11 protein-coding genes are annotated in these 11,409 nt (G+C 69.8%); 8 read left to right on the forward strand and 3 right to left on the reverse strand.

Annotation, left to right across the window (positions count from 1 at the left end):
* Positions 1-101: 101 nt before the first annotated feature.
* Positions 102-521 (reverse strand): hypothetical protein, encoded by a 420-nt coding sequence (locus M4D54_RS13175; RefSeq protein ID WP_259891995.1) that lies wholly within the window; start codon positions 519-521, stop codon positions 102-104.
* A 202-nt stretch (positions 522-723) separates the two neighbouring features.
* Here M4D54_RS13175 and M4D54_RS13180 point away from each other — a divergent pair, with 202 nt between their 5' ends.
* Positions 724-1,086: a hypothetical protein gene (locus M4D54_RS13180; protein WP_259891998.1), complete on the forward strand. Its 363-nt coding sequence runs from the start codon at positions 724-726 to the stop codon at positions 1,084-1,086.
* A 78-nt stretch (positions 1,087-1,164) separates the two neighbouring features.
* On the opposite strand, the gene M4D54_RS13185 is transcribed toward M4D54_RS13180, so the two are convergent.
* The gene (locus M4D54_RS13185) at positions 1,165-2,751 is read right to left on the reverse strand and encodes a WXG100 family type VII secretion target (protein WP_259891999.1); all 1,587 of its coding nucleotides are present in this window, start codon (positions 2,749-2,751) and stop codon (positions 1,165-1,167) included.
* Positions 2,748-3,584 carry a hypothetical protein gene (locus tag M4D54_RS13190; RefSeq protein WP_259892001.1) on the reverse strand — a complete coding sequence of 279 codons (837 nt, stop codon included), beginning with the start codon at positions 3,582-3,584 and terminating at the stop codon, positions 2,748-2,750. Before M4D54_RS13190 ends, M4D54_RS13185 begins: the two co-directional genes overlap by 4 nt.
* 258 nt (positions 3,585-3,842) lie before the next feature.
* On the opposite strand from M4D54_RS13190, the gene M4D54_RS13195 reads away from it, so the two are divergent.
* The 7 genes from M4D54_RS13195 to M4D54_RS13225 form a co-directional block, all read left to right on the forward strand.
* Positions 3,843-5,276 (forward strand): S-layer homology domain-containing protein, encoded by a 1,434-nt coding sequence (locus M4D54_RS13195; protein WP_259792043.1) that lies wholly within the window; start codon positions 3,843-3,845, stop codon positions 5,274-5,276.
* A gap of 163 nt (positions 5,277-5,439) precedes the next feature.
* Complete coding sequence (locus tag M4D54_RS13200) at positions 5,440-6,786, forward strand: bifunctional folylpolyglutamate synthase/dihydrofolate synthase (protein ID WP_396121503.1); 1,347 nt, start codon at positions 5,440-5,442, stop codon at positions 6,784-6,786.
* A 2-nt stretch (positions 6,787-6,788) separates the two neighbouring features.
* Complete coding sequence (locus M4D54_RS13205; protein WP_259892006.1) at positions 6,789-7,295, forward strand: DUF4233 domain-containing protein; 507 nt, start codon at positions 6,789-6,791, stop codon at positions 7,293-7,295.
* A gap of 43 nt (positions 7,296-7,338) precedes the next feature.
* Positions 7,339-7,764 (forward strand): nucleoside-diphosphate kinase, encoded by a 426-nt coding sequence (ndk, locus tag M4D54_RS13210; protein WP_259892007.1) that lies wholly within the window; start codon positions 7,339-7,341, stop codon positions 7,762-7,764.
* 142 nt (positions 7,765-7,906) lie between these two features.
* Positions 7,907-8,206, forward strand: a complete 300-nt coding sequence (locus M4D54_RS13215) for a hypothetical protein (protein WP_259892008.1) — start codon at positions 7,907-7,909, stop codon at positions 8,204-8,206.
* A gap of 196 nt (positions 8,207-8,402) precedes the next feature.
* Entirely contained in the window at positions 8,403-9,920 is a 1,518-nt protein-coding gene (gene ftsY, locus M4D54_RS13220; RefSeq protein ID WP_259892010.1) for a signal recognition particle-docking protein FtsY, read from the forward strand.
* 177 nt (positions 9,921-10,097) lie between these two features.
* The coding region (locus M4D54_RS13225; protein WP_259892011.1) for an ammonium transporter at positions 10,098-11,409 on the forward strand (1,312 nt) is incomplete at its 3' end.

An 11,409-nucleotide genomic window follows, 5' to 3' on the forward strand; every position in this document is an offset into this window, starting at 1 on the left:
GGTTATCTCCGGGCCCGCCGTTCGTCTTCGTCCCGTGCTTCCCGCGGCCTGCCGGCTCCCGGCGGCGCTGTTCCCCGTGCCGGGAGGCCGTTGGCCGGGGCTCAGCCGATCCCGTAGTGCTCGTAGAAGTGGGACATCGTCGTCGGCACGGGTTCCTCGTGTTCGAGCAGTTCGTAGGCGGGGATCTCTGTGCCATCGGAGATGACGCCTCTGACTGCGACATCGATGGCCTGTCCGGGATCGAACATCTCGTGAATCACCTCGACGCCGCGCCTCCAGGCTTCCTCGAAGGCGTCGGGCAGCTCATCGGCGGTGACGTCCAGGGTGATGGTGCCGCTGACGGTGGTACCCAGCCCGCCGCCGGGTCCGCCGATGATGTCGGCTCCGGTGACTCCGGGAGCGGACTGGATCTCGCGGTTGACGTCGCTCCAGCCGGGCTTGGAGAACCCGCTGCATCCGGTCACCAGGGAGAACAGACCCATCGCGCCTGCTACCAGGACATGGCGACGCCTCAGTGCCATCGCTGCTCCTCCTGTCGTGTCACGCCTTGTGTGAGAGTAGGCGATCCGGACCAGATCGCGCTCACCTGGGGGACGTCCACGGTCAACGTGGCATGCTGGCCCTGGTGACTATCGGGGCAGGGAGGCACGCGCAGTGATGAGCAGACGAGGAATCCTCGGCGGCGTGGGGGCGCTTGCCGCAGCAGCACTCACGGGATGCTCCGTGCTTCGCAAGGATCGCGCCGAGCTGATCACGGAAGCCGTGCTCGAGATCCCGGGCGTCACAGGAGCGTCGTTGCGGACGGGGACCAACAACAGGTTCCTGCAGTACGTCGCGGGTGACGTGGAGATCGATGCAACGTCAGCATCGACCGGGCTCGGCATCTACGACGACGTGATGCGTACGGCAGTCACCATTCTTCATGAGCGGGACGAGCCCGATACGAGGGTCGGTGGGATCACCGGTCGACTTCCCGACGGAACCGAGCTCACCGCACTGGAGCTGCATCCCGAGTTTCCTACTGAAGACCACAGGCTCGACTACGTGGGCGCTTCATCGCTCTATTCGCGGTACGGCCTGAGCTGACCCGGAAGGGCAGGACATGCGCTTGATCGCACTGTTCGCGTTTTGGCCTGGCATGGCTGCTGCCGTCGGTATGTCGAGTCAGGACCTGTGCTCACGCCCAACGGTCACTACGTGTGATTCTGCGACGTAGGTGCCGTCCCCCAGATAGACCCCGGTCAGGTCGTTCTGCAGGGGTCCGAGTACGGGGTGGCTTTCGGTGGAACGCCCGACTGTCCCGGCATAACCAAGGTGTGGTTCCCCGTCCGGGCCCACGGAGTCATGGTTGACGTGCAGCCATTCCGCCCCGGACGTCGGAGCTGCTGTGCCGGGTAGGACCACTTCATGCAGGTTCGGAGCCTGAAGGCGCCCCCCACCGATCTGTGTCCCCTGCAGGTCGAGGTGCGCGATGTGGTCCCCAGTCGAGGACGGCCATCCCAGGGAGGCGGGTCCGTGAGTCACGTTGACCACCTCGGTGCCGCCCTGGGCTGGTAGGACCGTCTGCACCGGTGAGCCCACGGAGAACGCATGGGTGACGTTATAGGTGCCGTCGGCCCCGGAGGCCGAGTTGAAGCTCGGGTCCGATGCCAGGTGCGATCCCACGATCCCACCCTGTGAGTGACCCACCAGCATCACGTTCGAGCCCGGAGGGATGCCCGCCGCGTCCATCGCGGCGCGCACGTCGTCCATCGCGGCCGGGTGCTGGCCGGCCACCAGACGCAGGTTCGATGCCCAGTCCCGTGAGTTCCCCTGTGAACCCCAGGCATCCCAGGTGTCGATGTCCGCACCTTCGGTGGGCGGGATCTGCACAATGTAGACCGGGTCGCCCCCCTGGGAGTTGTGGACTTCCTGAATGCCGATCTGACCGGATTCCAGCGGAGCGTCGTCGGGGTTGGGGAGGCGGAGTTGGTTGTTCTCCAGAATCAGGTCCTGCAGAGTCTGCGGCCCTTCGACCGGGCCGGTGGTGATCTCGACGCCGTGCACGATCCCGCCAGGCCTGTCGTCGAAGAAGTCGGTCCCGGGTGAGCCCGGCACCATGTCGTACAGCGCTGCCGCGCCCGAAGCGGTGGTGACCGCGGCGCCGGCGACCAGCTCGGCGATCGTCGGAACCCGCTGCCCGGTCATCCAGCCCGTGAAGGTTTCGCCCAGATGCTCGGCATCTCGGCGGAACACCTCGAAACCGCTCATGTCCATGCCGAGCCCGTTGCCCATCGTGCTGATGCCGTCCATCAGGAGGTCGCTGCCCCAGCCGATGCCATCGCTGATCAGCCCGGCCGTATCGGAGAACAGCTGCTCGGCCGGGTTCTCCAACCAGTTCGGGATCCACGGGTTGTCCTCGTGGAGGTAGCCGCGGTCCATCCGGTCCGTCGGGGCGTCCGGGACGGTGCTGGGGCGGGTGCCGGGGCCGGATTCGGTGCCGTCGCGGTCAGAGACCACATCCTGCTGATCGGCCTCGCCCTCCAGCTGGGAGGCCTGGTCCTCGAGCTCTGCGAGCAGGCCGCTGATCCGCCCACTGGAGAGCTGGAGCCACTCGTCCCGGAAGCTGTCCGCGTCCGGTCCCTCCCAGGTCACAGAAGTGACAGCACCGTCCAGTGCGCCGCGCAGCTCCTCGATGCGGTTCATCCCGGTGCGGCAGGCGGCGCTGTGGTCGCGCACCTGCTGGGTGTCCATCCCGTAGAAGCCGCTCATGACCGGGCCCCCTCACCACTCGTACCTGCGGGGTCCTCGTCCCCGGGCGTCGGTGGCAGGCCGGAGGCGAAGCGGATCGACTCCTCCAGCAGGGGGATCACGGTGCCTAGGACGTCACCGGGCTCCACCGCCACCACCTCGATCTGCGAACGGTCCGGGGTGTCGGTGCGGTAGATCCCCAGCTGCCCGCAGTTCCACAGCCGTGCGATACTCACCGGCTGTGCCAGGCGGGCCGGATCGGGGGAGTGGAGGGTCAGGCTGAGGGAAGCGCGGTCCCCCCGGGCGGTGAGGGCGTCCTGCAGGCGAGGGTCCAGCCCATCGAGGCGGGAGAACGCGGTCTCGGCGTCGGCCCCGGCGACGAGCAGCTCTCGCAGATGCGCGAGCTGGGCGGCATCCAAACGAAGGGTGTCGGGCTTGTTCTGCACCGTCAGACGGGGCGGCGTCCCCAGGGCGCTGCCGTCAGGCAGCACGTCGGCGAACAGTCGCGGGAGGTCCTCGAGAACACACTCCGACCACCGCGAAGCGCCGGGCTCCTCGTCAGTGGGCACCTCGGAGTGCTCCACCGTGGCACCGTCGGCATGGACGCCCACGCGCGCCCGGTGTGCGAGACCGCCTGCCTCCACTGCCAGCACCATCACCGCGGGGGCGGTCATCTGGCGCACCAGGAGGTCCAGTTCCGGGCCTTCCAGCGAGCTCTTCACCGCCTCCGTCCTCACCCCGTTTGCCTCATCGGCCGTTAGGGCTCGGTAGATCGGGTTCAGCGCGCGCTCGGGTGTGCCGGCGGCGCGGACGGCGCCGATCGCCTCGGGCACGTCCTGGGTCAGCGTGGTCATCTCGAACCTCCCGTGAGCGGTGCCTGCCCCGTTCAGCTCCGATGGCGAACAGGGCGCTGGTGTGGCCTGGTCCGTTCACCGTACGAGCACCCCACGGTGGTGACCATGGGTAGAACTGCCCATGTGGAGGAGAACTAGCTGGGGAGGAACCGCGCGACCGGCCACGCCCGGGTGCATCTCAGGGAACCCCTGCGATGCGCTGGGGCCGGATATCCTGAGAGATGGCCGGGCAGCCCGGTCCACTTCCCGGAGGTCCCTGTGCCCACTGAATCCCCTGGCGCATCACGCGCCACTTCGCTCCTCAGCCGTCGTCCGCTCCTGGCCGCGATCATCGCGCTGCTGCTGGCGGCCAGTACCCTCGCTGTTCCGGCCCACGCGGGGCCCACCCCCGCAGGACTCGGTGGTTTCGATCCCGGCGCTCTCATCAGCGACGAGGTGATGTTCGACGGAAACCGGATGTCGGCCTCCGAGGTCGATCAGTTCCTCCGCGACCAGGGAGCGAACTGCCGCACCGCGCGCGGTGGCGCGCCCTGCCTCAAGGACGTCCGCATGGACACCCCGCAGCGAGCCGCAACCGACGTGTGCGAGGCGGTTCCGGCCCGCACCCAAGGCACAGCCGGCGAGATGATCACCGACGTCTCGCGCGCTTGTTCCGTGAACCCGCAGGTGCTGCTGGTGATGCTCCAGAAGGAGCAGGGCTTGATCACGACAACTTCGCCTACCTGGACCAAGCTCGACCAGGCCTTGGGGTTCCGCTGCCCGGACTTCGAGGCCTGCGATCCGCGATATGCCGGACTCGGCCATCAGCTCTACCATGCTGCGAAGCGCCTCCAGGAGTACGGCGATGCCTCTCGTGGCTACCGCTACCAGGTCGGGGCCAACCTGATCCAGTACAGCCCCTACCCGTTCTGCGGCGAAGCTTCTGTGAACATCGCCAACCGGGCCACTGCCGCCCTGTACAACTACACGCCGTTCACCCCCACCCAGGCCACGCTCGATGCCGGGGCCGGTGCTGTTGCGGACGACGTGTGTGCCACCTACGGCAACCGCAACTTCTTCCGGAACTTCTCGCTCTGGTTCGGTTCTCCCAATGGCACCTCGGCACATGCGTACCCGGTGGCCGCACCGATGGGGCGCACCCCCCAGGCGCCGTTCCGGGACGTCAACCACGGCGACCTCGTGTTCTTCACCGAGATCGCATGGATGAAGCACGCGGGACTGGCCAACGGGTGGTCCGACGGCACGTACCGGCCCTTCGAGCCGATCAAGCGCGATGCCATGGCTGCTTTCCTGTACCGGGCCGCCGGCTCGCCCGCGTACACACCGCCTGCCGTCTCACCGTTCAAGGACGTCTCACCCACCCGAGAGGTCTTCTACAAGGAGATCACGTGGGCGCATTCCGAAGGCATCGCCGAGGGCTGGCCCGATGGCACCTTCCGTCCTTACGAGCCCGTCAAGCGCGATGCGATGGCCGCCTTCCTGTATCGCGCGCAGGGATCGCCTCCGTTCACGGCCCCGGCCGTCAGCCCGCTGAAGGACATCAGCGTGCGCGACACGATCTTCTACAAGGAGATCAGCTGGGCATACTCCGAGGGCATCACCACGGGCTGGCCCGATGGCTCGTACCGGCCGTACTCGCCGATCCTGCGCGATGCCATGGCGGCGTTCATCTACCGAGTCGAGGTGGACTGAGACGGCCGGGCGCAGCCGTCGCCACTGAGCAGCGCGCCGGCTGCGACACCTGCCACCCCGAACCTTCCCGGAGACGTTGCGTCGGAGGCGCCCTCCGTAGACTGACCAGCGCCCCGTCCGCGCCCCCGTAGGAGACCCCGTGCCCCGTCCGTCCCGTCCGGCCATGTCGCCGCAGCTGCGCGAGGTGTACGCCGCCCTCCTCGAGCGCGCGCCGGAGAACCGCATCGAACCGGACCTGTCGCGGATCCGCCGGGTGATGGAGCTGATGGGGGACCCCCAGCACTCCTACCGCTCCATCCGCATCGCCGGCACCAACGGCAAGACCACTACCGCCCGCATCCTGGAGCGGATCCTGCGTGAGGCGGGCCTGCGCACCGGACGCACCACCAGCCCCCACCTGCACTCGCCGGTGGAGCGCATCGCGATCGACGGCTCCCCGATCGACGAGGACGGCTTCGTCCAGGCGTACCGCGACGTCGAGCCGTTCGCCCGGATCGTCGATGAGGAGTCCCTAGCGGCCGGGGGAGTGCGGCTCACCTACTTCGAGTACCTCACCGCCATGGCCTACCAGGCCTTCGCCTCCGCCCCCGTGGACGTTGCGGTGGTGGAGACCGGCCTGGGCGGCACCTGGGACGCCACCGGTGTGGTCGATCCGGACGTCGCCGTGATCACCGTCATCGGCCTGGACCACCAGGAGTACCTCGGCGAGACCATCGCCGAGATCGCCGCGGAGAAGGCCGGGATCCTGACCGCCGGCGCCACCGCCGTGATCGCGGCCCAGCCCGAGGGGGACGCCGCCGACGTGCTGCGCGAGCGGGTCATCGAGCTCGGTGCCGAGGCCGCCTTCGAGGACGAGCAGATCGGGGTGCTCTCCCGCACTCCTGGCGTGGGCGGGCAGATGCTCACCCTGCAGGGGATCGCCGGTCGCTACGAGGACCTTTTCCTGTCGCTTCTCGGCGAGCACCAGGCGCACAACGCACTCCTCGCCGTGGCCGCGGCCGAGGCCCTCCTGGGCGGCGACTCGCCGCTGGATGCTGGCCTGCTGACGGCCGCACTGGGATCGGTCAGCTCCCCGGGCCGCGCTGAAGTGGTGCGGCAGTCCCCGACGATCCTGCTGGATGCGGCCCATAACCCTTCCGGAGCCGAGACCCTGGTGGCCACGGTCCGGGAGAACTTCCGCTTCACGCGCACCATCGGACTGGTGGGGATCCTGCAGGAGAAGGACGCCGAGCAGCTGCTGGCCACCCTCGAGCCCCTGCTGGACTCCGTGGTGATCACCCACTCGTCCTCACCACGCGCCATCCCCTCCCATGAACTGGCAGACCTCGCCCGCGACGTGTTCGACGACGAGGACCGCGTGCTCGAGGCCGCCTCGCTGCCGGATGCGATCCAGCAGGCGGTGGATCTGGCCGAGGCCGAGGGGGAGATGTTTGGCGGTGTGGTGGTGGCCGGGTCGGTGACGCTGGCCGCCGAGGTGCGGGACCTGCTGGGCCTGCCGGAGGAGGAGTGAGAGTGACCCGTTTCCTCGAACCCTCCTCCCGTGCGCACGGGGCGCAGCGCATCCTCGGTGCGACCGTGCTGGTGGTCGAGGCCTTCGTGGTGTTCTTCGCGGTGCTGGTGGCCCATCAGCTGGTTCCCGACCAGCGCGCGCTCACCTGGAGCTGGGGGCTGCTCACCTCGGTGGCCCTGGTGGCGTGCTCCGGCATGCTCAAGCGCGGGGCCGTCCCCTACTACATCGGGGCGGTGCTCCAGGTCCCCGTGATCCTGCTGGGGCTGCAGGTGCCCGCGATGTGGGCGGTGGGCGTCATCTTCGCGATCCTCTATGTGTACAGCGTCGTCAAGGGCCATCAGCTGGATGGGGAGAAGGACGCGATCGACGCCGCCCACTGGCGCGCCGAGGCCACTGCGGAGGGGAGTGCTGCGGGGCCGGGTCCCGATGCATCCGCCAGCGGGGGTGGGGCGACGGAGGCCGACCGGGCCGAACGCAGCCGGCACTCCCATCGCCCGCCGAGGGCCTGACCCCGACTCGCACCGCGGACCGCGCACCGTTAGGCTCGCGACCATGACCTCACAGCGCACTCTCGTCCTGCTCAAGCCCGACGCCGTCAAGCGCGGCCTGCGCGGGGAGATCATCCGCCGCATCGAGGCCAAGGGCTATACCATCTCCGCCCTGGGCCAGCGCACTGCCACCGACGAGGAGCTCTCCGCCCACTACGCAGAGCACGAGGGCAAGCCCTTCTATCCCGGTCTCGTGGAGTACATGGGGGCCGCACCTCTGGTCGCGCTGGTGCTCGAGGGGGAGGGTGTCATCGCAGGCTTCCGCTCCCTGGCCGGTGCCACCAACCCCACCGAGGCCGCTCCGGGCACCATCCGCGGCGATCTGGCCCGTGAATGGGACCTGCCGGTGATCCAGAACCTCGTCCACGGCTCCGATTCCGAGGAGTCCGCCGCCCGCGAGATCGGCATCTGGTTCCCCGGACTGGGCTGATCGGCACCGCCGTCGTTCGGTCCCGGCAGGCGCATCGCGTCTTTTCCCGCTCTTCTCCGCTAGGGGCTGTCGAACCGGGCAGTCGCGCATCCGCTGGCGTGGAGCCCCCTGGGGCTCTTCGGAGGCCGAGACGATGATGGTGATGAGGCCCACCATGCGCTGGCAGCTGCTGCGACAGCCACGGGAAGAGGTGCCCGTCTGCTGCTCGTCGTGGCGCGCCGCACAGAGGACGCAGCACGTCTCGGCGCGGATCGCCGTGCAGAATGGAGCCATGGGCATGGGTCTGGGTGTGGTAACGGTCGGGTTCCTACTGCTGGCGCTGCTGGCCGCCGTCGCGATCCTCGCAGCCGTCGCCGCTCCCAACGTGCGCCGGGCACGCCACGGCGAGCAGACACCGCTGCGCACGCCGCGCCACTCCTCGCGCACGCGGCGCGACACCTGAGGCCGCAGGCCGCGCATGGCCGCGGACCGCGCATGGCCGCTGACCGCGACCGTCTGGGCTGACAGCCCGCCCCAAAGGTGTGACCATCCCGAGGTACGACCACCCCGTCGCCCCCCACCGGCGTCCTGACCGGGTGCACCTAGACTGGCCCATGGCCCCGCCGCATCGCCGGCTCCTGCGACCTCGGAGGTGACCCGTGGATCCCAATGACATTCTCGTCCTGCTCGTCGGTGGAGCCGGTGGTATCGGTGTGATCGGCGCGGGGGCATGGGCCTATCTGCGCAGCAGGGGGAAGACCCCGACCGATCGCAAGGACCAGCCCCGCGATCCGCAGGACAGCAGCACCGGATCTCGCCCCACAGGCACCGCGGTCAAGGAGCGGCCGGCTGCCCCCACCTGGGCCGACACCCTCTCTGCCCCCTCCCGACCCGCCGACCAGAAGCCGGCACTGCAGAAACCGGGCGAGGCCGCACCGGCCGGTGAGGAGCAGGCCCACGGCGCCCCCGAGGACAAGCCCGTCCGGCGGGCGCCGGAGACGGACGGTAACGGCCAGGCGCCCGCGGCCACCGCCGTCCCGACAGACGACACCGCTACCGCCCCTGCCGATGCGCTGACCGCCCCCGCGCCGTCGGACCAGGCCCCCGCCCCGTCGGTCCAGGCCCCGGCTCCCCCGCCTGAGGCGCCTGCCCCCACGGGGGAGGCACCGCCTGCCCCCACGGAGGAGACCACCACCGAGGCTGCCCCCGGCCCGGTCATCGACACCCCCGAGGCGCCCGCCGACCGGATGCTGCGGCTGCGCGAGCGCCTGGCGCGCTCCGGCTCCATCGGCCGCGGGATCCTCACCCTCCTCACCCGCGGCGCCGTGGACGAGGACACCTGGGACGAGATCGAGGAGACCCTGCTGCTGGCGGACCTCGGGCCGGACGCCACCGATGAGCTGATGGAGGCCCTGCGTCGACGCATCCAGGTGCTGGGCACCGATGATGCCGCTGCGGTGCGGGAGGTGCTGCGCGAGGAGCTCGTCACCCTGGTGAACCCGGACCTCGACCGCCGCCTGGCCGCCACCGTCCGCACCGCACCGGACGAAACCGAGGTGCCGTCGGTGATCCTCATGGTGGGCGTCAACGGCACCGGCAAGACGACCACCGTCGGCAAGCTCGCCCGGGTCCTGGTCGCCGCCGAGCGCACCGTGGTGCTGGGTGCCGCCGACACCTTCCGCGCCGCGGCCGCCGACCAGCTCGCCACCTGGGGCTCCCGCGTGGGTGTGGACACGGTGCGCGCCGACCGCGACGGGGCCGATCCCGCCGCCGTCGCCTTCGACGCCGTCAAGGAGGGCGTCGCACAGGGTGTGGACGTCGTCATCATCGACACCGCTGGTCGCCTGCAGAACAAGAAGGGTCTGATGGACCAGCTCGGCAAGGTGCGCCGCGTCGCCGAGAAGGGACTGCACGGCGACACCGTCGCTGAGGTGCTGCTGGTCATCGACGCCACCACCGGCCAGAACGGCATGCAGCAGGCCCGGGTCTTCTCGGAGGCCGTGAACATCACCGGCATCGTGCTGACCAAGCTCGACGGCACCGCCAAGGGCGGGATCGTGGTCAACGTTCAGCGCGAGCTCGGAGTACCGGTGAAGATGGTGGGCCTGGGCGAGGGCATGGACGACCTCACCCCCTTCGACGCCTACGGCTTCGTGGACGCCCTGCTGGGGGACTGAGCGGACGCGCTTCGAGGGCGGACCCGCAACGGTCCGCACCGCGAACCCTTCGATCACGGAATGATCACGGCGGCCCTCTGACCTGGTCGGTCACCGGCGCCCACCGCACGATGGCGGCACGGCCCACCACGGACCGTGCCCGCCCCGGGGCGGGCACCACCGACCACAGGAACCGCCATGGACCCCTTCACCCTCGACACAGGGGCGACCGCCTGGATCCTCGTCAGCGCCTCCCTGGTGCTGTTGATGACACCCGGGCTGTCCCTCTTCTACGGAGGCATGGTGCGGTCCCGCACCGTGCTGAACATGATGCTGATGTCCTTCAGCGCGATGGCCGTCGTGGCCCTGGCCTGGACGGCGGCCGGCTATTCGATCGCCTTCGGCGACGACCACGGCGGCGTGCTCGGCAGCCCCTTCCAGTTCATGGGACTGAACGGCACCGACGAGCAGTCGTTGCTGGCCGGCTCCGGCGTGCCCTTCCTGACCGCCGCCGGCTTCCAGATGACCTTCGCGATCATCACCGTGGCCCTCATCTCCGGTGCGATCGCCGATCGCGTCCGCTTCGGCACCTGGTTGACCTTCACCGCCGTGTGGGTGCTGGCCTGCTACGCGCCGATGGCCCACATGGTGTGGGGCGGGGGCCTGCTCTCCGGGGACGGACCCTTCGCCGCGATCGCCGAGCCGGTCGACTTCGCCGGCGGCACCGTCGTGCACATCAACGCCGGCATCGCTGGTCTCGTGCTGGTGCTGGTCGTCGGCCCCCGCCTGGGCTTCGGCAAGGACCCCATGAAGCCCCACAACCTGCCGCTGGTGATGCTGGGAGCGGCACTGCTGTGGTTCGGCTGGTTCGGCTTCAACGCCGGATCCGCGGGCACCGCCGACGCCACCGCGGGTCTCGCCTGGGTCAACACCACCGTCGCGACCGCCGGGGCGATGCTCGGCTGGATGCTGGTGGAGCGGATCCGGGATCGTCATGTGACCTCACTGGGGGCCGCCTCCGGCGTGGTGGCAGGCTTGGTGGCGATCACGCCGGCGGCCGCCGCCGTGGACCCCCTGGGCGCGATCGTGCTGGGCGCGGTCGCCGGGATCTGCTGCGCCCTCGCCGTCGGCCTGAAGCACCGCATCGGGCTGGACGACTCGCTCGACGTGGTCGGCGTGCACCTGGTGGGCGGACTCGTGGGGACCGTGCTGATCGGCGTGCTCGCCGTCGACGGCGGGCTCCTGCACGGCGGCGGCGCGGCCCTGCTGCTGGTCCAGGCCCTGGTGGCCCTCGCTGCGATGCTCTTCTCCGGACTCGTCACCCTGGTCATAGCCCTCGCGCTCAAGCACACCCTGGGCTGGCGCATCAGCGCCGAGGACGAGGCCGCCGGCATCGACCTCAGCCAGCACGCCGAGGCCGGTTACGATCTGGTCGGTGCCTCCGTTCGCCGACGGTACGGGCCCGATGCACCCGTGCCCGACGCCCTGGTGGCCGAGGTGCCGGACATCG

This window comes from Brachybacterium sp. p3-SID1565, from assembly GCF_025143785.1.
In the GTDB taxonomy this organism is placed as follows: Bacteria; Actinomycetota; Actinomycetes; order Actinomycetales; family Dermabacteraceae; genus Brachybacterium; species Brachybacterium epidermidis.